The organism is Aquilutibacter rugosus (assembly GCF_036541335.1).
Lineage (GTDB): Bacteria > Pseudomonadota > Gammaproteobacteria > Xanthomonadales > Xanthomonadaceae > Aquilutibacter > Aquilutibacter rugosus.
Genome location: NZ_JAZHBO010000001.1, coordinates 673,982 through 697,369, shown reverse-complemented (window position 1 = coordinate 697,369; position 23,388 = coordinate 673,982). Strand labels below are relative to the sequence as shown.

The window sequence follows — 23,388 nt, the reverse complement described above, 5'->3', positions numbered from 1 at the left end:
TCAACTCGCATTTAATTCACCTGGCGCCGCAGGTAGTTCAGCAGATCAATTCGGGTGACCAATCCAACAAACCTTACATCATTCATGACAATGGCAACATGGTCCCGACGAAAGATGGGTAACAGATCTTCAATGGACTGTTTGACCTGAACCACGTCGAGAGCAGTAACCATTGCGGTGGAAACAGGATCGCGGAAACGCGCCTCGTCGCCGTAAACTTGAAGTAGTACATCGGATTCATCAACGATACCTACTAGCCTGTCACCATCCATGACCGGGAGCTGAGAGACATCGTAAAGTTTCATCCGTTGATATGCCGTGACGAGCAGATCGGTCGGAGCAACGACAACCGTGTCGCGCTTATCGTACGGGCGCAACACCAGATCTCGCAGATCCCCATGCTGCGGCGACTCCAGGAAGCCGTTATCCAGCATCCAGTAATCGTTGTACATCTTAGACAGATACTTGTTGCCAGTGTCGCAGACCAGTACTAGAACGTTCTTCGGAGTCGTCTGCTCTCGGCAATACTTCAGAGCCGCTGCCAGAATCGTACCGGTGGAAGAGCCACCTAGGATGCCTTCAGACTCCAACAGCGAGCGTGCCGCCAGAAATGACTCCTTGTCTGAGATCGCATAAGCCTTTTTGACTCGTGTAAAGTCTGAGATTGGCGGCAGGAAATCCTCACCGATTCCTTCGACCATCCACGATGCCGACTTATCAACGATATCGCCGCGGTTGATATAGTCCTCAAGGATCGAGCCGACGGGATCGGCTAGAATCAGCTCTGTGCCGGGCGACTTGTCTGCAAAACACCGCGACAAGCCGGTCATGGTGCCGGAGGAGCCGCAACCGAACACGATTGCATCGAGTCCACCGACGTCGCGCATTTGCGACAGAATCTCAGGGCCCGTGCCAAATTCATGTGCAGCCGGGTTATCGGGATTGCCGAACTGGTTGATAAAGAATGCACCAGGTGTCTGATCGGCAATGGTCTTGGCCAGATCCTGATAATAGTCGGGGTGGCCCTTGGCCACATCCGAGCGCGTCAAAACCACCTGTGCGCCCATCGCCTTGAGATTAAATATCTTCTCGCGCGACATCTTGTCGGGGACGACTAGGATTAACTTATAGCCTTTAGATTGCGCCACTAGGGCTAGGCCGAGACCGGTATTACCCGCGGTACCCTCAACCAGCGTGTCACCGGGCTTGATGTCGCCACGCCGTTCTGCGGCCTCGATCATGCTCAGCCCGATGCGGTCCTTAATGGAGCCGCCAGGGTTCTGAGACTCCAACTTAAAGAATAGATTGCAATCCCCGGTATCAAGGTTGCGATTGCGGATGATCGGCGTACCGCCAATCATATCCAGCACGGAAGCATGGATAGTCATTGAATACTTTGCGCCTGTTGCAGCGCGTCGCTATTAAAGGTCATTTTCAGACATTCGTCCCAGCCGGGCAACTTGAGGCTGAACTCAGACTTCAGGGATTCAGTCGAAAGTACCGAATACGCCGGGCGCTTTGCGGGCGTGGGATAGTCCGCCGTTGTAATCCGCTTAACGGCCGGCCTGGCATCGATCAGGCCTCCGGCTACCGCTTGATCAAAGATGGCGTCGGCAAAGCCCGCCCAGGAGGTCTGTCCGCCGGCAACTACATGATGAGTCCGTTGACCGCGGAAGCCCTGACGCAGCATTGCAGCGGTTACCTCGGCGATTAGCCATGCCGGAGTAGGAGAGCCGATTTGATCATCCACAACGCCCAGCTCGGCGCGATCCGCCAGCCGCAACATGGTGCGGAGGAAGTTGCTACCATGGAGGCCGTATACCCAGGCATTCCGCAGGATTCGCACATCTCCACCGGCAGATTGAACCGCTTGCTCTCCGGCGAGTTTGCTGAGGCCATAGATTCCGGCGGGTGCAGTAGCATCCTCGGGGAGATAAGGCCTATCAGCATCGCCCCCAAAGACATAATCCGTCGAATAGTGCACAAACGGGATGCCGTGATCGGCACAGGCCTTCGCGATCGCACCGGGAGCCTCACCGTTGATGCGCATGGCCAGTTCGGCCTCGGACTCTGCCTTATCCACCGCCGTATATGCAGCCGCATTCACAACCGCATCCGGCTTCACACGCTCGATCAAACCACCTAATGCCTCAGGCTCGCTCAGATCCGCAGTCTCACAGGGCTGACCCTCCCAGTCGCCGGAGCGAGTCACAGGCACCACATCGGCGTGGAGCCTTTCCGGCAGTCTACGGACAAGTTCAGTTCCGACTTGCCCGTTCGCACCAAGCACCAGAACTTTCATCAGCGTTTCCAATATTCAGGCAGACGATCTGCAGCAATATCCACCAATCGAGGTGCTGCCGCATCTTTCGGCGAAAGCAACACATCTTTCAATGGCCAATCAATCGCAAGTTCCGGGTCATCCCACGCCACATTGGCATCGCACTGCGGCTGATACGTGTCGGTACATAGATACGTGAAAACCGCAGTATCACTGAGTGTCACAAAGCCATGGGCAAAGCCTTCAGGAATCCAGAGCTGCCGCTTGTTTTCAGCGCTAAGCACGACTGCAGTCCATTGACCAAACTGTGGCGACCCGCGACGAATATCCACTGCCACGTCCCAGACCTCGCCCCGCACAACGGAAATGAGCTTACCTTGTGGCCGCGGCCATTGATAATGCAAGCCACGTAATGCGCCACGGATCGAACTGGAGGTATTGCCTTGCCGAAATCGCACATCCGAACCCAGTGCTAGAGTTTTGTCGAGGTTGAATGATTCAAAGAACCAACCTCGCTCATCGGTAAACACGTGCGGCTCAAGGACGAGACAGCCGTCCAAACTGGTCTTAAGGATATTCACTTAGCCGCCGAGTCTCGAGCGCCCCAATTCGACCAGCTTCAGCAAGTACTGCCCGTAACCGTTTTTCTTCAGCGGATCGGCCAAACGGAGCAGGTCCTCGTCACTTATCCAGTCTTGTATCCAGGCGATTTCTTCCAGACAGGCCACCCGCAAGCCTTGCCGCGCTTCAATGGTTTCAATGTAGTTCGCAGCCTCGAGCAACGACTGATGCGTGCCGGTATCCAGCCACGCATAACCGCGACCCAAACGCTCCAGACTCAGTGAGCCTTCTTCCAGATAGACCCGATTGAGATCGGTAATTTCCAGCTCGCCTCGCGGCGAGGGCTCTAACGAGCGCGCAAACTCGGGAGCGCGACCGTCGTAAAAATAAAGTCCGGTCACTGCATAGTTGGATTTAGGTTTCGCCGGTTTTTCTTCCAGACCAATGACTTTGCCGGAGTCATCAAATTCGGCAATGCCGTAACGCTCGGGATCCGCCACCCAATAGCCGAACACTGTGGCACCATTCTCAACGGCCGAGGCGCGCTGAAGCCGCTCCGTTAGACCGGGGCCATGAAAAATGTTGTCGCCCAGCACCATGGCAGACGGAGCGCCGTCCAGGAACTCTTCGCCAAGGATATAGGCTTGCGCAAGACCGTCGGGGCTCGGCTGTGCGACGTAGGTGATATTGATGCCCCACTGCGAGCCGTCACCCAGCAGATTCTGAAACAGCGCCTGCTCATGCGGCGTATTGATCATCAGAATGTCGCGAATTCCCGCCAACATCAGCACGCTCAGCGGGTAGTACACCATCGGCTTGTCGTAAACCGGCAGCAACTGCTTGGAAATACCTTGCGTGATCGGGTACAGGCGAGTACCGGAACCCCCGGCCAGCACAATGCCCTTGCGAGCTTTCGAAGTTACGTTAGCCGTCATGACCGATTCGCTCCATCTGATAACTGCCGTCAAGAACGCGGCTCACCCACTCCTGATTATCCAGGTACCAGTCCAGCGTGTGCTCGATACCTTGTTCGAAAGTCACCGAAGGCGCCCAGCCGAGCTCGCTTTGCAGCTTGCTGGCATCAATCGCGTAACGGCGATCATGACCCGGACGGTCCTTGACGAACGTGATCAGAGACTCACGATTGGAAACGTCTGCCAACGGGCGCTTTTCATCCAGCAGCTTACAGATCGTCTTGACTACCGTCAGATTGTTGCGCTCGGCATCACCACCCACGTTGTAGGTCTCACCCACGCGACCGCGTTCCAGTACGGTCTCGATGGCCTTGCAATGGTCCGTGACGTACAACCAGTCGCGGATGTTCTGCCCGTCGCCATACACCGGCAATGCTTCGCCTCGCAGGGCCTTTGCGATCACCAGCGGAATGAGCTTTTCGGGGAATTGATAAGGGCCGTAATTGTTGCTGCAGTTGGTGGTCAGCACCGGCAACCCGTAGGTGTGGTGGAACGCCCGAACCAGGTGATCCGATGCTGCCTTCGAGGCCGAATACGGCGAGTTCGGCGCAAAGGGCGTGGATTCGGTGAATTTGCCCGTTTCACCCAAAGTGCCGTAGACCTCATCGGTGGACACGTGCAGGAAGCGGAAAGCGTCCGCCTTCTCTGCAGGCAGCGACTTCCAGTAGTCGCGCGACTGCTCGAGCAAGCTCAGCGTGCCGACCACGTTGGTCTGAATGAATGATCCGGGACCATCGATGGATCGGTCCACATGGGACTCGGCGGCGAAATTAATAACGGCGTCTGGCTGGTGGGTTTGCAACAGATCGCGGACCAGATTGGCGTCGCCAATGTCTCCGTGCACAAACACATGATCCGGATGACCATCCAGAGACTTCAGCGTGTCCAGATTGCCCGCATAGGTCAACGCGTCCAGATTAATGATTTTGTGGCCTCGCTCGACCGCACCCAATACGAAATTACCGCCAATGAAGCCTGCACCGCCGGTGACCAACCAAGTTGCCATGAGTCCCTCTATTTATAAGCCGCCTACGAATAACTGCTCATTGTAGAGGGTGCGGGTGAATTTCTCATCAAGCTGTCACGCTGCCATTCGAGAAGTTTTCATTCAGCTACAGAAAAGCCCGCACCGAAGTGCGGGCCTTGTCTTAGAGAAGTGGACGTACAGAGGGCTCAGCTATCCCCGACCCATTGCATCAGCCGCTCCTTGGCAGCGAGCTTTTCGCGTTTCAGTTCCTGTACGGTCATGTCATCGAAACCGTTGACCCCCAGATCAGAGTCCATCAGCTTTTTGTCCAGATACTGATGTCGCTGGTAGAGCTGCTTGAACTGCACATTGCTGGACATCAGAGCCTGTGCGGCGGACTTCTGCGAATCGGTTTCAAACATGGCGGCCTCCTGGGCTTTACCGTTCAAGGGTCCCGGGGCGCAGAGTACAGGCCATACTGACGATGTGGTCCGAATTCTGAGCCTCGGACAATTCACGCTACGCCGATTTTTTGGACTTGGCAATGCCCTGTTTCGCACCTTGCGAATTTTTAACGATCTGATACCTTAAATCCGTTCGGATTCTTGGATTGCCAGTTCCACGAGTCAATGCACATGTTCTCAATAGTGCGGTGCGCCCGCCAGTTCAGGCGATCGGCTGCCAATGTGGGATCAGCCCAAACAGCAGCCACATCACCGGCTCGGCGACCTTTGATCTCATACGGAATGGGCCGGCCGGCGGCCCTCGCGTACGCCTCGACCAGCTGCAGCACACTGTAGCCGGAGCCAGTGCCCAAGTTGTAGACGGTACAATTTTCATCTTGAGCTGCCACCAAAGCGGCCACATGAGCCTCGGCCAGATCCATGACGTGGATGTAGTCCCGCACTCCGGTGCCATCAACCGTAGGGTAATCGCTACCAAACACATTCAGGTGCGGGCGGCGGCCGATTGCAACTTGTGCCACGTACGGCATCAAATTGTTGGGGGTGCCACTCGGATCCTCACCGATTGCGCCGGATTGATGGGCGCCAACCGGATTGAAGTAGCGCAAAATCGTGGACTTTGCTCGGGAGTTCCGGGAAACGTCCCTGATTATCTCTTCGGAAAACAACTTGGTCCGGCCATACGGATTTGTGGCCGACAGCGGCGATTCCTCGGTAACCGGAACCACCTCGGGGTCACCATAGACCGTCGCCGATGAGCTGAAGACGAATCGATCGACGCCCATTGGATCCAGCAACTCCAATACAGACAGCGTTGAATCCAAGTTATTACGGTAATACTGCAGCGGCAGCTCCACACTCTCCCCAACTGCCTTGAGTGCCGCAAAGTGGATGATGCCCTGCACGCCGGTCATGGCGTCGCGCAGCACCTGCAGGTCCCGGACATCGCCCTCACGAACATCCACGGATTTGCCGGTCAATTGTTGGACCCGTCGCAGTGACTCAGGCGAGGAGTTTGAATAATTGTCGAGCACCCGCACCCGATGTCCGGACTCCAACAGCGCAAGCACTGTGTGGCTGCCGATGTAGCCGGCACCGCCAGTGACCAGAATGTCCATCACCAATTTCCCCTAAAGATGTGGGCCTTATTGTACGGCCGGCGGCGCGATCACGACCTCGACGCGCTTATTTTTCCAGCGATTGGCGGCCGTGTCGTTGTTGACCAGATCGACCGTTGCACCAAGCCCCTGGGCCGGTTGGAGTCGGGCCGCCGGGGTGCCGGCCTTTTTCAGCGCCGCCACAACCGACTCGGCACGTGCTTTGCTCAGGGTCAGCTGCGCGGCCTCGTTTCCAGTGTTGTCCGTGTGGCCCTGCACCGCAATGGCGCCACCGGTGGTGATCTTGATGTATTCGGCCAGCACTCTGATCTGCGCCAAGCCCTTAGAAGACAGCGTCGCCGAATTGGCCGCGGCGAACGCATCGCCACTGAGTGTAAAGACCTCGCCTCGCTGATCCATTAGGGCCGGCGGCAGCTTGCTACCCGCCACCAGTTCGGCCTCTTCCTTGGCCAACTTGAGATCGGCGGCCCGCGCCTGGTTGAGCTTGGATTGCTCGGCAGCCTCAATCTGATCCAGCGCGGTCTGTGCGGCCGCAGCCTGCTCCCGCAGCTTGCGGGCCTCTTCCTCGCGGTTGGCGGCCTCGATCTTTAACCGCTCATTTTCAGCCGCAATCCGCTGATTTTCACGGCGCGTCAGCTCCAGGTTCAGATCGGCAATCTCGCGATCCATGCCGATGATCTCGCCATCGAGCAATTGCGTCTTAGCGGCGGTTTCCGCAATGGTTACGCGGGTTTCGGCCAGGAACAGTTTTTCGGGCTTGTCCTTGTTGCGCGCATTCTCAAAGGCCGCTAAAGCCTGCGCCGCACGCGAGCGCTCAAACATCGCCAGATTGTTATAGCGACTGTCCGCATCCAATGTCTGCAGACGGGCGCGCAATTGCGCTGCCATATCAACCTTAACGACAGCAGTGTCCTGCGCGATGGCCACCCCGACAGGTGACGCCAACAGGGCCACACTCAACATCCAGGCTGCACGGTTCATTGCGCACCCCCTTGTTCAATCTTGGCCCGCAATTCATGGACCTGGGCCTGCCGAGCCTTCGCGTCATTCACCTTGACCGCAGCCTGCGCCTGCACCGTGGCCAAGTCGCCAACGGCAGCGGCACGCTCCAGCAACGGACGCGCATCGCTCTCATTGCCCTTGTCCAGGGCGGCATTGGCCTGCTGCAGATACGACTGCGCCGCCGAAAGGGACTGAGGCGCGAACTGGGATGCATTCAAATCCTGCGCGCGCTGAACTGCCACTTTAGCGGCCTCGAGCTCAGCCGTTGGAGGCGGCAAGGTCGCGCAACCGGCCAGTGTCGCAGTGGCTGCCATCAGTGCGCCAATCGTCAGAACATTCCGAAATTTCATGAGGTCCAAAGGTCGTTGAATCACTTCTACAAATAGTAATTCAAAGTTTTTGCCAACCTGAACCGCACACAACAATTCCCGACACACTCGGCCAGTCCGTTACGCCGCGTCCGGTTGCTGCTCCGGCGCCGCACGCATAAATGCCTCCAACTCCCGACACCGCGCATCGACAGCCACCAGCGCCGGATACTTGTCGAGATCCACGCCAAATCGCCGCGCGTTATACATCTGCGCCACCAGCACGCAATCGGCCATCGTCACCTCTTCACCCATCGCAAAGGCCGCCCCACCCGCAAACACCATCGGCTCCAGCGCGTCAAACGTGGTCGTCATCCAATGTCGCGACCAGGCCTCCGCATCCATGTCGTGACGCTTGAGATACTGCATTACCCGCAAATTTCCCAGCGGTGCAATCTCGCAGGCAATCGCCTGGGCGAAGGCTCTCACCGCCGCCCGCTCCGCATAGGACTCGGGCAGCAACGCCGGCGTGCTCGCAAACGCTTCGTCAAGGTACTCCATGATTGCCAGCGACTGCGTGAGCCGATGTCCCTGATGCTCCAGCGTCGGCACCAGTTCCTGCGGATTCATCTCGCGGTATGCGGCCGAGTGCTGTTGCCCGCCATCTTTAACCAAATGCACCGGCACGTACTCGTAATCCAGTCCTTTCAGATTCAGCGCAATACGCACGCGATAGGTGGCGCTGCTGCGCCAGTAGCCATGCAGGCGAAGTTCGGAATTAAAAGTGCTCATAAGTCTGCAAGTAGCGTCGGCGTTCACATGGAGTGGCTTCGACAGGTACCATAAGTCTAATACTTCGCACGCCGACGCCGCCTTGCCTTCAAGCTCTCCCCTCGCCGAACATCCATCTCACCTCGACAAGCTGGAGGCCGAAAGCCTGCACATTATTCGGGAGGTCGCGGCCGCATTTGAGAATCCGGTGCTGCTGTATTCGATCGGCAAGGACAGTTCGGTATTGCTGCATTTATTGCAGAAGGCGTTCTATCCGGCCAAAGCCCCGATCCGCCTGTTGCACGTCGACACGGGCTGGAAGTTCCGGGAAATGATCGAGTTTCGTGACCGCCGCGTCGCAGAGACCGGTCTCGATCTTCTGGTCTGGACCAATCCCGAAGGCATTGCGCAGGGTGTAGGCCCGATCACGCACGGCTCAGCAGTACACACCGACATCATGAAGACGCAGGGCCTGCGCCAGGCCTTGGACCATTACCGGTTTGACGCGGCCATCGGCGGCGCCCGACGCGACGAAGAAAAGTCGCGCGCCAAAGAACGCATCTTCAGCTTCCGCAACGCGCAGCATCGCTGGGATCCCAAGGCCCAACGGCCCGAACTCTGGAACCTCTACAACACCCGCATCCATCGCGGCGAATCGGTTCGAGTCTTTCCGTTGAGCAACTGGACCGAGATGGACATCTGGCTGTACATCTACCGCGAAGAGATTCCGGTGCCCTCACTCTACCTTGCGCAGGAACGTCCGATTGTGGAGCGCGATGGCGCACTAATCATGGTCGATGATGATCGCCTGCCACTGGAGCCGAACGAACAACCGCAAATGCGCCGCGTTCGATTCCGCACCTTGGGCTGTTATCCGTTAACGGGCGCCGTGGAGTCGACTGCAGACACGCTCCAAAGCGTGATCGAAGAGCTCGCCGCATCCCGCACCTCGGAGCGCCAAGGTCGAGTGATCGATCGCGATGGCGGAGCCTCGATGGAGCGCAAAAAGCATGAGGGCTACTTCTGATGGCCTCCGTGGATACTCGGCCGAGTGCGGCCCAAGTCCTGCTGCAATCGGCAGAAACCAAGTCATTGCTGCGGTTTATCACCTGCGGCAGCGTAGATGACGGCAAGAGCACCTTAATTGGCCGACTGATTTATGAGAGCCAAGGCCTGCTGACCGATCAGCTGACCGCCCTGGAATCCGATAGCCGCAAACACGGTACCCAGGGCGAAGGCCTGGATTTTGCGTTGCTGATGGATGGCCTGGAGGCCGAGCGCGAACAGGGCATCACGATCGATGTCGCCTACCGCTACTTTGAGACACCGACCCGCAAGTTCATCGTGGCCGATTGCCCTGGCCACGAGCAGTACACCCGCAACATGGTGACCGGCGCTTCTACAGCGGATGCCGCCATTGTGCTCGTCGATGTCACCAAGGGCCTTCTGCTGCAGACACGACGCCATGCATACTTGCTGTCGTTGCTAGGCGTGCGCCATGTGATTCTCGCCGTCAACAAGATGGACCTGGCTTCGTACTCGCACGAGCGGTTCGTAGAAATCGAAGGCGAATTCAGCAAACTGGCCTCCTCGTTGGGCCTCAAGCAAATCTGGTCGGTGCCGATCTCGGCACTGCAAGGCGATAATCTGACCGCCTTGTCCGACCGCATGCCCTGGTACAAGGGCCCCGCTCTACTGGAGCTGCTGCATCAGTTGCCGGATCTCGAGGCTCCCGACAGTCAACGCGCATGGCGCCTGCCGGTGCAATACGTCAACCGTCCGAGCTCCGATTTCCGCGGCTACGCAGGCACCTTGCTAGGCGGCGGCAAACTGCACGAAGGCGATTCGGTCCGCGTCCTGCCCGCCGGCACAGTCAGTTCCATTGCACGCGTGATTGGTCCCTCAGGTGATCTGGACCGGGCCTCACACGGCCAAGCCATCACTGTGACTTTGGCCAACGAAGTCGATGTCAGCCGCGGCGATGTATTGGTCGCAGCCGATTCGCCATGCGAAATCGCGGATCAGTTCGCTGCACATATCGTTTGGATGGATGAGCAGCCCCTGCTGCCGGGTCGCAGCTACTGGCTGCAAATCGGCGCACGCACCGTTGCGGCACAGGTGACGGAGATCAAGCACCGCGTCGACATCAACACGCAAGAATACATCGCAGCCAAGCGGCTCGAGCTCAACGAAATCGGTTTCTGCAATCTCTACCTCGACCGCGCCATTCCGTTCGAGACCTATGAGCAACTGCGGGAGCTGGGTTCGTTCGTACTGATCGATCGTCAGACGTACTCAACCGCCGCTGCCGGCATGATTCGTTTTGCCTTGCGCCGTTCGGCCAATCTGCATTGGCAGGCGCTCGATATCGACAAGCAGGCGCGCGCCAACATTAAGCAGCAGACGCCAAAGTGCATCTGGTTTACGGGCCTCTCCGGCTCGGGCAAATCCACGATCGCCAACCTGGTGGAACGCAAGCTGCTAGCTCTGGGCCATCACACCTACATTCTCGACGGCGACAACATCCGCCATGGTCTGAGCAAGGATCTGGGCTTCTCCGACGAAGATCGCGTCGAGAACATTCGTCGCGTCGCCGAGGTCGCCAAGCTCATGACCGATGCCGGCCTGATCGTGCTGGTCAGCTTCATCTCGCCCTTCCGTTCCGATCGCGAAATGGCACGTCGCCTTTTTCCCGACGGCGAATTCATCGAAGCGTTCGTTGACACCTCGCTGGAACTGGCGGAATCACGCGACGTCAAAGGCCTCTACGCCAAGGCCCGAGCCGGCCAACTCAAGAACTTCACCGGTATCGATTCGCCGTACGAGCCACCCGAATCGCCCGAGCTGACCTTGGCCACCGCCACGGCCTCGGCTGAGGAGCTGGCCGACCAAGTCGTCTCTCGCTGCTTGGCTCCGGACTCAGACGCCTAAAGTCGCCGCGCCCTTTTTATCGCGCATCCGCGGCAAATTCTGCCAGGTCACGCTCCAGTCGCACACGATCGATGGCCGACGCCGGCACGGTAAACAGCGCCAGCGAATCGAACATGGTCGGCGCGCCGAGATGCGCCTCTACTACGGTGTAATACGGGCGGGCCGCATAGTCATCGAACAGAATGCGGGTGCCGGGCTTGGCATGCAACGTGGTGGCCAGACAGCAGGCAGCGCGGAAACGGCCGTCGACGAGCACCACATCGGGCGAACTCAGCAGTTCGGTCTGCCACGGAATCAGCGCGTAGGTCAGACCCATCGCGGCCGTGGCGTCGCCAACGGGATAGCCCCATTTGCGGGTCGGGCCAATGTCGGCGTGCAGGCCGGACCACGCCACCGCCGGCGAACGCAGGTCGGCGATCTCGCCTTCGATCATGGCAAGGAACGCGGCATCGGATTCAACGGAAACCGTCGAAGGCACGCCCATCTCCATAGAGAAGAGAGTGCTGCCACCCGCGCCGTATTCGAGAAAACAGGTCGCGGAACGGAGCTGATCGCGCAGCGCGCGTAAACCCGCCGGCTCCATAAACGGTACGCGCCGCCCGGAGACGCCTTCGTTCGCCGCCATTTTGCGCTTGATGTATTTGGCAGTTTCAACCTTTGCGGTCCGCATCCACTGGGACATCACTTCAACCACGGGCACCGCTCCATCTGAGAATAAGTTCAAAGGACAAAGTATAGCCACAGCTTGTTACGGGCAAAAAAAATCCCGCCGGTATGGCGGGATTTTCCAGTTCGAGCTGCTGGCTCGGGCGGCGGGGAAGCCGCCCTGGGCAATTAGCGCTTCGAGAACTGCGTAGCGCGGCGGGCCTTGTGCAGACCGACCTTTTTACGTTCGACTTCACGAGCATCGCGAGTCATGAAGCCGGCCTTGCGGAGTTCGGACTTCAGGGTTTCGTCGTACTCGACCAGTGCGCGAGCGATACCCAGACGGATAGCGCCGGCTTGACCGGTGGTGCCGCCACCCGCAGCCGTAGCCAGGATGTCGAAGCTTTCGCTGTTCTTGGTCAGCTCGAGCGGTTGACGCACGATCATGCGAGCGGTTTCGCGGCCGAAGAACTCATCCAACGGACGACCGTTGACGGTGATCTTGCCCGAACCCTTGCGCAGGAACACGCGGGCGGTAGAGGACTTGCGACGGCCGGTGCCGTAGTTTTGCGTGATTGCCATAACTGTAGAACCTTAGATGTCGAGCACTTGCGGCTGTTGCGCAGTGTGCGGATGTTCGGAACCGGCATACACCTTGAGCTTGCGGTACATTGCACGGCCCAGCGGATTCTTGGGCAGCATGCCCTTGACGGCGGTTTCGATCACGCGCTCCGGGTGACGTTCCAGCGCTTGTTCCAGCGATTCGGTCTTGAGGTTACCGATATAGCCGGTGAAGCGGTGGTACTTCTTGTCCTTGAGCTTGTTGCCCGTGACGGCGATTTTTTCTGCGTTGATGACGACCAGATAGTCGCCGGTGTCAACGTGCGGTGTGTACACCGGCTTGTGCTTGCCGCGCAGACGACGCGCCAGTTCCGTGCTCAGACGGCCCAGGGTCTTGTCCGTCGCGTCAACCACGTACCAGTCGCGCTGGACGGTCTCGTTCTTGGCGCTGAAAGTTTTCATGCGGATACCAATAAAAATAAGTTCAAAATCAAAAAAACGGGCCGGTTTCCGCATTGCGGTTGCCTGCGCGTTCAACAAAGTTATCCCGCTGGCGGCGGTAGCCACCGTGCAAAATCATCGGGAAAGGTTGACGATCATAGCGCACTTTTCGGGGCCGTGCAAGCATCGCAAGGGCCAACAACGCCAGCGTCCGCACCCGTCGCGGCGCAGGCCCTACAATATCGGCATGACGCAGCCCATCTCGCCCCGCCATTACAGCCCCCTGGACCGCCTCCTGATTGAGGCCGAGCGCGCCCTCTCCACCGTCGCCGGCACCCCCCTTGCGCAGCGCAACAACCCTGCCGAAGACACCCCCGCCGCCGAACTCGACCCGGCCCAGCAACGCCACGCCGCCGGTCTGATGCGCATCAACCACGTCGGCGAAGTCTGCGCCCAAGCCCTCTATTGCGGCCAAGCCGCCGTCGCCCGCGACGACCGCACCCGCGAGCACCTGCTCCACGCCGCCGCCGAAGAAACCGACCACCTGGCCTGGTGCGCCGACCGCCTGCGCGAGCTCGACGCCCGCCCCTCGATCTTCAACCCGCTCTGGTACGCCGGATCGTTCGCCATCGGCACCCTCGCCGGCCTGCGCGGCGACGGCTACAACCTCGGCTTCGTCGTCGAAACCGAGCGCCAAGTCGAAGCCCACCTCGCCGAGCACCTGACCACCCTCCCCCCCGGTGACGACCGCTCCCGCGCCATCCTCTCGCAAATGAAAACCGACGAAGCACGCCACGGCGCTGAAGCGCAGCTGGCCGGGGCCAGGCAGCTGCCGGAACCGGTGACCAGGGTCATGGCATTGGCCAGCAAAATAATGAAGCTGGTCGCGTACCGCGTTTAACCCACAAATCAAAAATCAAAAATCAAAAAAGGTTTCTCAGTCGCGTTGGGGATTCTCGGATTCGAGACGCTTTAGGAGCTTGAGCCGAACGGCCGCCAGAATGCGGCGCAATTCGTCAATTTCCTGATGCATCGCCATTAGGTCTGCCCCTGTAAACCAGTGGCGTCTCTCACAGAACAGCAGGTGCGCCTTCAGTTCCGACAACGATCCGCGGGACATCGAAATGAAATGGATGCTCTCGCGAACTGATTCACGCGACCAGCCTTCTGCAAAGTTGGCATACACCGAATTCGCAGCGCGCCGGATCTGGGAGTTGAGCACATAGAGCTCGCTTGGCGGTAAGCGCGACACAAGCCTATAGCACTCATCCGCCAGATCAACGGAACGCGTCCAGATTGTCGTTTTCTCAAAATCCACGGCCCATCGTCATGGAGCCGCCTAAAGCTGTCACTAGGACAGCGCCGTACGGCCAATTAAGCAAATCCCCCAAGAACCAGACTCGACCGACCGCTTTTTTGGGACTCAAAAAAAACGGCACCCTCTCAGGCACCGCTTTTTTGATTTTTGTTTTTTGATTTAAAAACGGCGCCATAGGCGCCGAACTTTTTTGATTTTTGATTTTTGATTTTTGATTTCGTCGACGTCAGTCGACGAGATTCCGTCCGTGATACAACTCCTCGATCTCGCGCTTGAGGCGGGCTTCGATCTTCATCCGCTCCTTGAACGACAGATTGCGGGCCTTCTCTTCGAACAGATAGTTGTCGAGGTCAAAGTCCTTGAGGTGCATCTTAGTGTGGAAGATGTTTTCCTGGTAGACGTTCACGTCGAGCATTTCGTAGCGCGACTTGATGTTCTTGGCCAGGTAGTCCTGGATCGAGTTGATCTTGTGATCGATGTAGTGCTTCTTGCCCTTGATGTCACGGGTGAAGCCGCGGACGCGGTAGTCCATGACCACGATGTCGGATTCGAGCGATTCGATCAGGTAGTTCAGAGCCTTCAGCGGCGAGATGACGCCGCAGGTGGCGACGTCGATGTCGGCACGGAAGGTGGCGATGCCGTTGTCCGGGTGCGTCTCAGGATAGGTGTGCACGGTGATGTGCGACTTGTCCATGTGCGCCACGACGGCGTCGGAAATGATTTCCTTGCCCGCGTCTTTTTTGTCGATGACGGGTTCTTCGGAGATCAGGATCGTGACCGAGGCGCCCTGCGGATCGTAGTCCTGGCGCGCGATGTTGAGGATGTTGGCGCCGATGATCTCGGCCACATCGGTCAGGATCTGGGTCAGGCGGTCGGCGTTGTACACCTCATCGATGTACTCGATATAGCGGCCGCGCTCGGCCTCGGACGTGGCGTAGCACACGTCATAAATGTTGAACGACAACGCCTTGGTGAGGTTGTTAAAACCCTGCAGGCGCAGGCCGGGCAATGGCTTGACCACTATATAGATCCCTGAAATACGGAAAGTAAACCCGCATAGTATGACGCAAAATTCGCCCCGCCAAGCGAGCTGTTCAGGGTCTCTGGCGGATGGGGCGGCCGAATTGCCTTCGCAGATGCATTTAGTACTGGGAATTTACAGAAATGTTGCTATTCTGTGTTGGCTCCTCGCACTCAATGGGGGTCGGCTTCGCGATCGCGACTCGGATCGTTCGGACCGGCGGTGCTCAGCGGAGATTTTATACCGTCTGGACCTTTCATAAGTGACCGTTCAACACCGCAATAATTCACCACTCGTACCTGACCAGCCGACAATTGATCGGTTTCTGGCGCACTGCCATCGGCGGCGGTATCCGTCGCGCACGGACATTTTTCGTCCCGGCGACCCGGCAACTACCATGTATTACGTCATTTCCGGCTCGGTCAGTCTGATCGCCGAGGAAAGCGATGGCCGTGAGCTGGTGCTGGGATATGTCGGCCCGGGTGAGATCGTGGGTGAGTTGGGGCTGTTCATTCAGACGGAACAGCGCGAAGTGGCTCTGCGCTCCCGCACTCCCTGCGAGCTGGCGGAAATCAGCCACGAACGGTTTTACGAGCTGCTGCAGACCAAACTGGCGCCCGATGCCCCGCGTCTGCTGTACGGACTGGCCGCTCAAATCAGCAATCGCCTGCTGGAAACCACCCGCAAAGCCGCTCGCCTGGCGTTTTTGGACGTCACCGACCGGATTCTGCGTGCGCTGCACGATTTGGCCCGCGAACCCGAGGCCCTGTCCCACCCCGATGGCACGCAGCTGCGCGTCTCGCGTCAGGAACTCAGCCGTCTGGTCGGCTGCTCCCGTGAGATGGCCGGTCGGGTGCTGAAAAAATTGCAGCTCGAAGGCAAACTCCACGCCCGCGGCAAGACCATCGTCCTGTACGGAACGCGCTGAAGCGGGAAAGTGGTAAATGGGAGTTGGGAGATGGTGGCGGGGGCTGCAGCGCTTAAGGGCTGGCGGAGCCGCCGCCGTGCCTATTGAGGGCTGCCGGAGCCGCCGCGACCCTTTGCGCCCCACCACACGATCGGCGTGCCGGCCGGCAAGGCCTTCACGAAATCGTCAACGGATGACGGATTTGGGTTCACCACCACCGGGTTAGTGGCCGCCTGCAGCAGCGGCAAATCGGCGCGGCTGTCGCTGTAGGCGATATCAATGATGCCGGCGAATCCGGCGGCACGGATCATGCGGACCTTGTTATGCGAGTGGCAATGCTGCCGGGCGACCAGGCCGCCCAGACGCGGCGCTTCTTCGGTGCCGATCACGGGCAGCACATCGCCGGTGATTTCGAGCAGGATCTTGCGCGCCAGCTCCGTCGGGGCGCCGGTAGCAATCACGACCTGATCACCGGCGGCCACGTGCCGATGCAAGGTCTGCATCGCGATGGGCAATAGGCGATCGCGCAAATCCTTGCGGTTTTCCAACACATAGCGATCGATCAGGCGGTTGAGCGCGCCTTCGGACCGGAGCCCTAGCGTGGCGATCCACAGAAAGACGCTGATGCCGATGCGGCGGGTGGGCATCCATGCAATCAGGGGGCCGGCAATGGGCGCGACGAGATAGGCCAGCGCGGTACGCCACCAGTCCCGCTTGAGCAGCCAGTGCACCAGACGCGTGCCGGAGTCGCCATCGTAGAGCGTGTGATCGAGATCGAAAACGACGAAGGCCATGTCAGTACGCCATCAGCTGTCGCAGGGCCACGCCGGGATCGCGCTCGCGCATAAAGTGTTCGCCGATCAAAAAGGACTGAATGCCACTTGCGGTCAGGCGCTCGACATCGGCGCGCGAATGGATGCCGGACTCGCTAATCGCGATGCGGTCGGAGGGGATGCCCTCTTTTAGCGTTAGGCTGGTTTGCAGATCGACATTAAACGTACGAAGATTGCGGTTGTTGACACCGATCAGGCGCGCATCGGTTTGCAGGGCCTGTTCGAGTTCGTCGACGTCGTGCACTTCGATCAGGACATCCATGCCCAAATCCTGCGCGAGGTTCGAGTAATCGACCAATTGCAGTTCATCGAGCGCGGCCACGATCAGAAGGACGCAATCGGCACCAATGGTACGGGCCTCAAAGATCTGATACTCATCGACGATGAAATCCTTGCGCAGCACGGGCAAAGCGCAGGCATCGCGCGCTTCGCTCAGGTACGCGTTGGAGCCCTGAAAGAAATCGACATCGGTCAGCACGCTCAGGCACGCGGCACCGCCGGCCTCGTACTGGCGGGCCAAGGTCGCAGGATCAAAGTCCTTGCGGATCAGCCCTTTCGATGGCGATGCTTTTTTGATCTCGGCAATCACGGCCGTTTGTCCGCCATCAACCCGTGACGCGATGGCATCGGCGAAACCGCGAGTGCGCGGTGCGCGTTCGGCCCTGGCGCGCAGGCTATCGAGTGTACGGACACGGGAACGTTGTTCGACTTCCTGATGCTTGCGGGCCAGAATGCGGGCGAGAATGTCGTCGCTCATGCGCGCGTGGCCTCCACGAACTGCTGCAGCTTGTGCATGGCACTGCCATCGGCAATGCGGGCGCGGGCGAGATCAATACCGTCCTTGATGCTATCGGCAACTCCGGCCACGTAGATGGCGGCGCCGGCATTCAGGGCGACGATCTCCAGCGGCAGGCCGGGTTCGTTGTTCAATGCGGACAGCAGCATTGCCTTGGACTGTTCGACATTGTCGACCTTGAGATTGCGCGTGGCCGCCATGGCGATGCCGAAATCCTCGGGATGGATTTCGTACTCGCGAACTTTGCCGTCGCGCAGCTCACCGACCATGGTGCCGGCACCGAGACTGATCTCGTCGAGATTGTCGCGGCCCCAGACGACCATGGCGCGCTCGGCGCCGAGCTCGTGCAGCACACGCACTTGAATGCCGACGAGATCTTCGTGGAAGACACCCATCAGCACGTGCGGGCAGCGCGCGGGATTGGTCAGTGGTCCAAGGATGTTGAACAGCGTGCGCACCGCCATCTCACGACGCACCGGTGCCACCTGTTTCATCGAGGGGTGATAGGTCGGCGCGAACATAAAGCCGATGCCGATTTCATTTAGAGTGCGTGCCACGGTTTCGGGCGGCATATCAATGCCGACACCAAGTGATTCAAACAAGTCGGCACTGCCGCTGCTCGACGAAACGCTGCGACCGCCGTGCTTGGCCACCTTGGCACCTGCAGCGGCGGAAACGAACACGGTGGCACTGGAAATATTGAAGGTATTGGCTCCATCGCCACCGGTACCGACGATATCGAGCAGATGCGTTTTGTCCTGCACGTGCACCGGCGTGGCCAGATCGCGCATCACCGTTGCGGCTCCGGCAATTTCGCCGACGGTTTCTTTTTTTACGCGTAGACCGGTCAGTATTGCCGAGGTCATGACGGGCGAGACCTCGCCGCGCATGATGGCGGTCATCAGGTCGATCATCTCGTCGAAAAAGATTTCGCGATGTTCAATGGTGCGGCGAAGCGCTTCCTGCGGGGTTATAGCCATGGATCAGTGCAGCTCCAGGAAATTGCGGAGCAAGGCATGTCCGTGCTCAGTCAGAATGGATTCGGGGTGGAACTGCACACCGTGCGTCGGATACTCACGATGGCGCAGCCCCATGATCATGCCGTTCTCAAGCCAGGCGCTGACTTGCAGGCACTCGGGCAAGGTGTCGCGCTCGACAATCAGCGAGTGATAACGCGTAGCCGTATAGGGCGAAGGCAGGCCGGCAAAGACTCCATCTCCGGCATGATGAATCAGCGAGGTCTTGCCGTGCATGATTTCATCGGCGCGAATGACCTTGCCGCCATACACCTGGCCGATGCTCTGATGGCCAAGACACACACCCAGGATCGGCGTGGTCGGGCCGAGTTCGCGAACCACGTCCATCGAGACGCCGGCCTCGTTAGGCGTGCACGGACCGGGACTGATCATAATGCGCTCAGGGGCCGCCTTGCGAATCTGGTCCAGCGACCATTCGTCATTGCGGATGACCTGCACGTCGGCACCCTGCATTTGCAGGTATTGGACCAGGTTCCAGGTGAACGAATCGTAGTTGTCGATAACCAGCAACATCAGCGGCGAATTGGAACCATTGGCGGTAAACCCCTCATTTTAGCGGGTTTCCGTGACGGAAAGGCCGGCGGCACGAATTTGCAACAGGGATTTCACAGGCGAGTAACCGCAAAAGGCTGACGATAAGCGAAGACTTCAAACGGAGATTCATCATGAAAGTCCGTCATGTATATTCCACGCCTTCCCTGGAGGTAGCACGCACAGTGATGCGCATCGCGCGCGACGGCGGTATCGCCGATCGCGATTTACAGCTGGTCGCCCGTGGTGATATCGAGGAGGCCCGTATCCCGGACCGTCGCAAAGAGGCCGATACCGACCTGAAGCCTGCCGCCATACGTGGTGCGCTGATCGGCGCCGTGGTCGGTGTGCTGGCGGCTGTTGTCGCCTCGACGCTAATGACCTTTCCGCTAACCGTCAACCTGCTGCTCGGCGGTGCCGTGGGCGGGATCCTGCTGGGGACTCTCGGTGCGATGTTGTCGGGGTCCTCTGTGCCCGACCCGCTGCGTCGGCATTTTCATAGTGAAATCGAGGCCGGCAAAGTGCTGGTCGTAATTGACGCCACCACTGAGCAGCTTGCAGCCGTCGATGGCGGGATGCGTTCCGCCGGTGCCACATTACTGCCCTACGACGGACTCACCGCCGCCACCTAACCCCTCGGCGCTCTCGGTACTCTTCGGCAGCGCCGGGTGGCCCACCATTGCCCAACCACCGCACACCTACCAGTTACCACCTACCAGTTACCAACTCCCAATTTGCATTTACCACGATTCTCAGCCACATTTGCTATTGCCGCAGTTCAGACAGGTGGCACAGCCATCCATGATCACAACGGCCTTGGCGTGACACTTGCCGCACATCGTGGCCGAAGGCGGGAACGACGCCCCACCGTCACCGGTGACTTCGACATCTTCGGCGCGTGGAGCCTTGGCAACCTGCAGTTCCGGGAACAGATCCGGCACGACCGATTCGACCTTTTCTTTGTCTTCGAAATAGCGGCGCTTTTCGGCCAGCAATTGCTTTTGCTGTGCGGTCAGTTCCGGGGCGTGCAGCAGACCGATCGACTTGAGATGGTCTTCGACAATGGAACCCAGCTCGGCCACCAGCGACGGCATGTAGACACCGCCCGGCTTGAAGTAACCGCCACGCGGATCGAACACGGCCTTCATTTCGTCAACCACGAAGGTGACATCGCCGCCCTTGCGGAACACGGCTGACATGATGCGCGTCAGTGCCACGATCCACTGGAAATGATCCATGGACTTGGAGTTGATAAAGATCTCGAACGGACGGCGTAGCTCGTGTTCAGTGCCCGGGTTCAGCACGATGTCGTTGATCGTGATGTACATGGCGTGATCGGAGGCCGGCGACTTGAGCTTGTAAGTGGAGCCGATCAGCACTTCGGGGCGCTCGATGCGCTCGTGCATCTGGATCACTTCGGCCGTGGGCACCGCCGCAATGGCCGCTACGGGCTCGGCTGCAACCGGTGCCGCCTTGGAGGAATCGACTACCGAGTAGCCGGCAATCTTTTTGGAAATTTTAATGGTCATGCGTACAGATCCGAATCAGTGCGGCAATCAGAACTTGCCGTAGTAGCCTTCTTTCAAGGCATCAAACAGGTTGGCGGCGGTATGCATTTCACCGTCGTACTCGATCATCTCGTTGCCCTTGGCCTCGACTGTGGTGCCGTCTTCGAGTTCGAACTTGTAGACGGTGCTTTCCAGATCCGATTCCTTGACCAGCACGCCCTGGAAGGCGGCGGGATTGAAGCGGAACGTGGTGCAGCCCTTTAGGCCTTTTTGATAGGCGTAACGGTAGATGTCCTTGAAGTCCTCGTACGGATAATCCGTCGGGACATTGGCCGTCTTGGAGATCGAGGAGTCGATCCAGATTTGCGAAGCGGCCTGCACATCGACGTGTTCCTTGGGCGAGATGTCATCGGCCGCAATGAAGTAGTCGGGCAGTTTGGCGGCTGGTTCTTCGGAGTATGGCATGGCCTCGGCGTTGATCAGTTCGCGGTAAGCGAGCAGTTCGAACGAGTACACATCGACCTTTTCCTTGGACTTTTTACCCTCACGGATCACATTGCGCGAGTAGTGATGCGCAAACGAAGGCTCAATGCCGTTGGAGGCATTGTTGGCCAGCGACAGCGAAATGGTGCCGGTCGGAGCAATCGAGGAATGGTGTGTGAAGCGCGAGCCGACGGCGGCCAACTCTTCGACCAGTTCCGGCGCAACCGATGCGACCTTTTGCATGTAACGTGAGTACTTGGCATGCAACAGGCGTCCCTTGACCACATCGCCGACTTTGAGGCCATCGCGCGCCATTTCGGGACGCTTGCGCAGCATCTCGGCGGTGACGGTAAAGTCTTCGTCCATGATCGGGGCCGGGCCCTTTTCACGAGCCAGTTCCAGACCGGTTTCCCAGCCGGCGACCGCCATTTCACGCGATACGGCCTCGGTGAAACGCAGCGAATCGGGCGAACCGTATTTCATGCGCAGCATGGTCATGGTCGAACCCAGACCCAAAAAGCCCATGCCGTGACGGCGCTTGCGCATGATCTCGGCGCGTTGCTCCGGGAGCGGCAGACCGTTGACTTCGACCACGTTATCGAGCATGCGGGTGAAGACTTTGACCACCTCGCGGTATTCGGCCCAGTCGAATTCGGCATGTTCGGTAAAGGGATTCTTGACGAACTTGGTGAGATTGATCGAACCCAGCAGGCAAGCACCGTAAGGCGGCAGGGGTTGCTCACCGCACGGGTTGGTTGCGCGGATATTTTCGCAGAACCAGTTGTTGTTCATCTCATTGACCTTGTCGATGAGAATGAAGCCCGGCTCCGCGAAGTCATACGTGGAGACCATGATCATGTCCCACAGCTTGCGTGCCTTGATGTGCGAGTAGATCTTGCAGGCGACCAGACCGTCTTCGCGCACGATGTACTTGTTGGCGGCCGGCCAGTCACGCCAGACCACTTGAGTCGGGTCGTCCAGGTCGACATCGTCACGTTCCTTGATGTTGACCGGGAATACCAGTGCCCAGTCGGCATCCTTCTCAACAGCTTCCATAAAGCCATCGGTGATCAGCAGCGACAGATTGAACTGACGCAGACGACCGTCTTCGCGCTTGGCCTTGATGAAGTCTTTGACATCGGGGTGCGAGACATCGAACGTGCCCATTTGCGCGCCGCGACGACCACCGGCCGACGACACGGTGAAACACATCTTGTCGTAGATATCCATGAAGGACATCGGGCCGCTGGTGTAGGCGCCGGCGCCGGCAACAAACGCGCCCTTGGGACGCAACGTGCTGAACTCGTAACCGATACCGCAACCGGCCTTGAGTGTCAGACCGGCCTCCTGCACTTTCTCGAGAATGCCGACCATCGAGTCCTCGATGGTGCCCGACACGGTGCAGTTGATGGTGGAAGTGGCCGGTTTGTGTTCTAGCGCGCCGGCGTTGGACGTAATGCGTCCGGCCGGAATCGCACCGCGGCGCAGGGCCCAGGTGAATTTGTCCTGCCACAGGGCGCGCAGCTCGGGAGTCACTTCGGACTCGGCCAAGGCCTTAGCTACGCGGCAGTAGGTGGCATCAATATCGCTATCGACGGGCTCGCCGTGCTTGGTTTTGAGACGGTACTTTTTGTCCCAGATATCCAAAGAGGCGGGTTGCAGGGGGATTTCAATGGCGCGGTCCGAAATCACGGGTTCAATGCGCAGGGAATTCATGAGGCGATGGCTCCGACGATCGCGGTAAAACGGAAACTCACGGTTCCGCGCGGCGAAACCTGCGGCGGAACCTGTCTGAATACTGAATATAACCTAAAAAGCACAACCTGTAGCGGTCTGCTGCGGCGCAACCACAAGATCTAGTGGCTAACCCGCGCTTAAACAGTAGCACTAAGACCCGCCTCTCTATGTGACGGATCCTGCAAAATGGAAC

26 protein-coding genes are annotated in these 23,388 nt (G+C 58.7%); 5 read left to right on the top strand and 21 right to left on the bottom strand.

The window, feature by feature from the left end:
* Window positions 1–11: 11 nt before the first annotated feature.
* From V3390_RS03355 to maiA, 10 genes are all read right to left on the bottom strand, one after another.
* Window positions 12–1,388 carry a pyridoxal-phosphate dependent enzyme gene (locus V3390_RS03355; protein WP_331703341.1) on the bottom strand — a complete coding sequence of 459 codons (1,377 nt, stop codon included), beginning with the start codon at window positions 1,386–1,388 and terminating at the stop codon, window positions 12–14.
* Window positions 1,385–2,302, bottom strand: coding sequence for a dTDP-4-dehydrorhamnose reductase (gene rfbD / locus V3390_RS03350; RefSeq protein WP_331703340.1), 918 nt, complete (start codon window positions 2,300–2,302; stop codon window positions 1,385–1,387). Before rfbD ends, V3390_RS03355 begins: the two co-directional genes overlap by 4 nt.
* Window positions 2,302–2,862: a dTDP-4-dehydrorhamnose 3,5-epimerase gene (gene rfbC, locus V3390_RS03345; protein ID WP_331703339.1), complete on the bottom strand. Its 561-nt coding sequence runs from the start codon at window positions 2,860–2,862 to the stop codon at window positions 2,302–2,304. The genes rfbD and rfbC overlap by 1 nt, the downstream gene beginning before the upstream one ends.
* Entirely contained in the window at window positions 2,863–3,777 is a 915-nt protein-coding gene (rfbA, locus tag V3390_RS03340; RefSeq protein WP_331703338.1) for a glucose-1-phosphate thymidylyltransferase RfbA, read from the bottom strand.
* Window positions 3,767–4,822, bottom strand: a complete 1,056-nt coding sequence (rfbB, locus tag V3390_RS03335; RefSeq protein ID WP_331703337.1) for a dTDP-glucose 4,6-dehydratase — start codon at window positions 4,820–4,822, stop codon at window positions 3,767–3,769. The genes rfbA and rfbB overlap by 11 nt, the downstream gene beginning before the upstream one ends.
* Before the next feature lie 167 nt (window positions 4,823–4,989).
* Window positions 4,990–5,205: an HP1242/YdcH family protein gene (locus tag V3390_RS03330; protein WP_331703336.1), complete on the bottom strand. Its 216-nt coding sequence runs from the start codon at window positions 5,203–5,205 to the stop codon at window positions 4,990–4,992.
* A 149-nt stretch (window positions 5,206–5,354) separates the two neighbouring features.
* The gene (gene galE, locus V3390_RS03325; protein ID WP_331703335.1) at window positions 5,355–6,365 is read right to left on the bottom strand and encodes a UDP-glucose 4-epimerase GalE; all 1,011 of its coding nucleotides are present in this window, start codon (window positions 6,363–6,365) and stop codon (window positions 5,355–5,357) included.
* 27 nt (window positions 6,366–6,392) lie between these two features.
* Window positions 6,393–7,346: an OmpA family protein gene (locus V3390_RS03320; protein WP_331703334.1), complete on the bottom strand. Its 954-nt coding sequence runs from the start codon at window positions 7,344–7,346 to the stop codon at window positions 6,393–6,395.
* Window positions 7,343–7,717 (bottom strand): DUF4398 domain-containing protein, encoded by a 375-nt coding sequence (locus V3390_RS03315; RefSeq protein ID WP_331689450.1) that lies wholly within the window; start codon window positions 7,715–7,717, stop codon window positions 7,343–7,345. Before V3390_RS03315 ends, V3390_RS03320 begins: the two co-directional genes overlap by 4 nt.
* A gap of 99 nt (window positions 7,718–7,816) precedes the next feature.
* The gene (gene maiA, locus V3390_RS03310; protein ID WP_331703333.1) at window positions 7,817–8,467 is read right to left on the bottom strand and encodes a maleylacetoacetate isomerase; all 651 of its coding nucleotides are present in this window, start codon (window positions 8,465–8,467) and stop codon (window positions 7,817–7,819) included.
* Window positions 8,468–8,549: 82 nt separating this feature from the next.
* Here maiA and cysD point away from each other — a divergent pair, with 82 nt between their 5' ends.
* Window positions 8,550–9,473, top strand: coding sequence for a sulfate adenylyltransferase subunit CysD (cysD, locus tag V3390_RS03305; protein ID WP_331703332.1), 924 nt, complete (start codon window positions 8,550–8,552; stop codon window positions 9,471–9,473).
* Window positions 9,473–11,377, top strand: coding sequence for a sulfate adenylyltransferase subunit CysN (cysN, locus tag V3390_RS03300; RefSeq protein ID WP_331703331.1), 1,905 nt, complete (start codon window positions 9,473–9,475; stop codon window positions 11,375–11,377). The genes cysD and cysN overlap by 1 nt, the downstream gene beginning before the upstream one ends.
* A gap of 16 nt (window positions 11,378–11,393) precedes the next feature.
* Here cysN and V3390_RS03295 read toward each other — a convergent pair whose 3' ends face one another.
* The 3 genes from V3390_RS03295 to rplM form a co-directional block, all read right to left on the bottom strand.
* Complete coding sequence (locus V3390_RS03295; protein ID WP_331689446.1) at window positions 11,394–12,071, bottom strand: hypothetical protein; 678 nt, start codon at window positions 12,069–12,071, stop codon at window positions 11,394–11,396.
* A 140-nt stretch (window positions 12,072–12,211) separates the two neighbouring features.
* Window positions 12,212–12,604: a 30S ribosomal protein S9 gene (rpsI, locus tag V3390_RS03290; protein WP_331689445.1), complete on the bottom strand. Its 393-nt coding sequence runs from the start codon at window positions 12,602–12,604 to the stop codon at window positions 12,212–12,214.
* Window positions 12,605–12,616: 12 nt separating this feature from the next.
* Window positions 12,617–13,045 (bottom strand): 50S ribosomal protein L13, encoded by a 429-nt coding sequence (gene rplM, locus V3390_RS03285; RefSeq protein ID WP_331689444.1) that lies wholly within the window; start codon window positions 13,043–13,045, stop codon window positions 12,617–12,619.
* A 226-nt stretch (window positions 13,046–13,271) separates the two neighbouring features.
* On the opposite strand from rplM, the gene coq7 reads away from it, so the two are divergent.
* Window positions 13,272–13,925, top strand: coding sequence for a 2-polyprenyl-3-methyl-6-methoxy-1,4-benzoquinone monooxygenase (gene coq7, locus V3390_RS03280; protein WP_331703635.1), 654 nt, complete (start codon window positions 13,272–13,274; stop codon window positions 13,923–13,925).
* Window positions 13,926–13,961: 36 nt separating this feature from the next.
* Here coq7 and V3390_RS03275 read toward each other — a convergent pair whose 3' ends face one another.
* Window positions 13,962–14,342 carry a four helix bundle protein gene (locus V3390_RS03275; protein ID WP_331703330.1) on the bottom strand — a complete coding sequence of 127 codons (381 nt, stop codon included), beginning with the start codon at window positions 14,340–14,342 and terminating at the stop codon, window positions 13,962–13,964.
* Window positions 14,343–14,568: 226 nt separating this feature from the next.
* On the bottom strand, window positions 14,569–15,363 hold the full coding sequence (gene speD / locus V3390_RS03270) for an adenosylmethionine decarboxylase (RefSeq protein ID WP_331703329.1): 795 nt from the start codon (window positions 15,361–15,363) through the stop codon (window positions 14,569–14,571).
* Between the two features lie 262 nt (window positions 15,364–15,625).
* Here speD and crp point away from each other — a divergent pair, with 262 nt between their 5' ends.
* Window positions 15,626–16,291: a cAMP-activated global transcriptional regulator CRP gene (gene crp, locus V3390_RS03265; RefSeq protein WP_331689441.1), complete on the top strand. Its 666-nt coding sequence runs from the start codon at window positions 15,626–15,628 to the stop codon at window positions 16,289–16,291.
* 80 nt (window positions 16,292–16,371) lie between these two features.
* On the opposite strand, the gene V3390_RS03260 is transcribed toward crp, so the two are convergent.
* Genes V3390_RS03260 through V3390_RS03245 form a run of 4 tightly spaced genes read right to left on the bottom strand, consistent with a single transcriptional unit; the run spans window position 16,372 to window position 19,449 of the window.
* A complete protein-coding gene (locus tag V3390_RS03260; RefSeq protein WP_331689440.1) occupies window positions 16,372–17,064 on the bottom strand; it encodes an HAD-IB family phosphatase in 693 nt (230 codons plus the stop codon).
* 1 nt (window position 17,065) lies between these two features.
* A complete protein-coding gene (gene trpC / locus V3390_RS03255) occupies window positions 17,066–17,860 on the bottom strand; it encodes an indole-3-glycerol phosphate synthase TrpC (protein WP_331689439.1) in 795 nt (264 codons plus the stop codon).
* Window positions 17,857–18,879, bottom strand: coding sequence for an anthranilate phosphoribosyltransferase (gene trpD / locus V3390_RS03250; protein ID WP_331703328.1), 1,023 nt, complete (start codon window positions 18,877–18,879; stop codon window positions 17,857–17,859). The genes trpC and trpD overlap by 4 nt, the downstream gene beginning before the upstream one ends.
* A gap of 3 nt (window positions 18,880–18,882) precedes the next feature.
* On the bottom strand, window positions 18,883–19,449 hold the full coding sequence (locus V3390_RS03245) for an anthranilate synthase component II (RefSeq protein ID WP_331703327.1): 567 nt from the start codon (window positions 19,447–19,449) through the stop codon (window positions 18,883–18,885).
* A 152-nt stretch (window positions 19,450–19,601) separates the two neighbouring features.
* Between V3390_RS03245 and V3390_RS03240 the strand changes: the two genes are divergently transcribed.
* Window positions 19,602–20,099 carry a hypothetical protein gene (locus tag V3390_RS03240; protein ID WP_331703326.1) on the top strand — a complete coding sequence of 166 codons (498 nt, stop codon included), beginning with the start codon at window positions 19,602–19,604 and terminating at the stop codon, window positions 20,097–20,099.
* Between the two features lie 120 nt (window positions 20,100–20,219).
* Here V3390_RS03240 and V3390_RS03235 read toward each other — a convergent pair whose 3' ends face one another.
* Window positions 20,220–20,996: a TSCPD domain-containing protein gene (locus tag V3390_RS03235; protein ID WP_331689395.1), complete on the bottom strand. Its 777-nt coding sequence runs from the start codon at window positions 20,994–20,996 to the stop codon at window positions 20,220–20,222.
* Between the two features lie 27 nt (window positions 20,997–21,023).
* Window positions 21,024–23,174: an adenosylcobalamin-dependent ribonucleoside-diphosphate reductase gene (locus tag V3390_RS03230; protein WP_331703325.1), complete on the bottom strand. Its 2,151-nt coding sequence runs from the start codon at window positions 23,172–23,174 to the stop codon at window positions 21,024–21,026.
* Between the last annotated feature and the right edge of the window lie 214 nt (window positions 23,175–23,388).

Excerpts from the sequence above, each read along its gene's own strand:
- V3390_RS03355 (WP_331703341.1), bottom strand. The coding sequence starts at position 1,388 with ATGACTATCCATGCTTCCGTGCTGGATATGATTGGCGGTACGCCGATC.
- rfbD (WP_331703340.1), bottom strand. The coding sequence starts at position 2,302 with ATGAAAGTTCTGGTGCTTGGTGCGAACGGGCAAGTCGGAACTGAACTT.
- rfbA (WP_331703338.1), bottom strand. The coding sequence starts at position 3,777 with ATGACGGCTAACGTAACTTCGAAAGCTCGCAAGGGCATTGTGCTGGCC.
- rfbB (WP_331703337.1), bottom strand. The coding sequence starts at position 4,822 with ATGGCAACTTGGTTGGTCACCGGCGGTGCAGGCTTCATTGGCGGTAAT.
- V3390_RS03330 (WP_331703336.1), bottom strand. The coding sequence starts at position 5,205 with ATGTTTGAAACCGATTCGCAGAAGTCCGCCGCACAGGCTCTGATGTCC.
- galE (WP_331703335.1), bottom strand. The coding sequence starts at position 6,365 with ATGGACATTCTGGTCACTGGCGGTGCCGGCTACATCGGCAGCCACACA.
- V3390_RS03320 (WP_331703334.1), bottom strand. The coding sequence starts at position 7,346 with ATGAACCGTGCAGCCTGGATGTTGAGTGTGGCCCTGTTGGCGTCACCT.
- V3390_RS03315 (WP_331689450.1), bottom strand. The coding sequence starts at position 7,717 with ATGAAATTTCGGAATGTTCTGACGATTGGCGCACTGATGGCAGCCACT.
- maiA (WP_331703333.1), bottom strand. The coding sequence starts at position 8,467 with ATGAGCACTTTTAATTCCGAACTTCGCCTGCATGGCTACTGGCGCAGC.
- cysN (WP_331703331.1), top strand. The coding sequence starts at position 9,473 with ATGGCCTCCGTGGATACTCGGCCGAGTGCGGCCCAAGTCCTGCTGCAA.
- rpsI (WP_331689445.1), bottom strand. The coding sequence starts at position 12,604 with ATGGCAATCACGCAAAACTACGGCACCGGCCGTCGCAAGTCCTCTACC.
- rplM (WP_331689444.1), bottom strand. The coding sequence starts at position 13,045 with ATGAAAACTTTCAGCGCCAAGAACGAGACCGTCCAGCGCGACTGGTAC.
- coq7 (WP_331703635.1), top strand. The coding sequence starts at position 13,272 with ATGACGCAGCCCATCTCGCCCCGCCATTACAGCCCCCTGGACCGCCTC.
- V3390_RS03260 (WP_331689440.1), bottom strand. The coding sequence starts at position 17,064 with ATGGCCTTCGTCGTTTTCGATCTCGATCACACGCTCTACGATGGCGAC.
- trpC (WP_331689439.1), bottom strand. The coding sequence starts at position 17,860 with ATGAGCGACGACATTCTCGCCCGCATTCTGGCCCGCAAGCATCAGGAA.
- trpD (WP_331703328.1), bottom strand. The coding sequence starts at position 18,879 with ATGGCTATAACCCCGCAGGAAGCGCTTCGCCGCACCATTGAACATCGC.
- V3390_RS03245 (WP_331703327.1), bottom strand. The coding sequence starts at position 19,449 with ATGTTGCTGGTTATCGACAACTACGATTCGTTCACCTGGAACCTGGTC.
- V3390_RS03240 (WP_331703326.1), top strand. The coding sequence starts at position 19,602 with ATGAAAGTCCGTCATGTATATTCCACGCCTTCCCTGGAGGTAGCACGC.
- V3390_RS03235 (WP_331689395.1), bottom strand. The coding sequence starts at position 20,996 with ATGACCATTAAAATTTCCAAAAAGATTGCCGGCTACTCGGTAGTCGAT.
- V3390_RS03230 (WP_331703325.1), bottom strand. The coding sequence starts at position 23,174 with ATGAATTCCCTGCGCATTGAACCCGTGATTTCGGACCGCGCCATTGAA.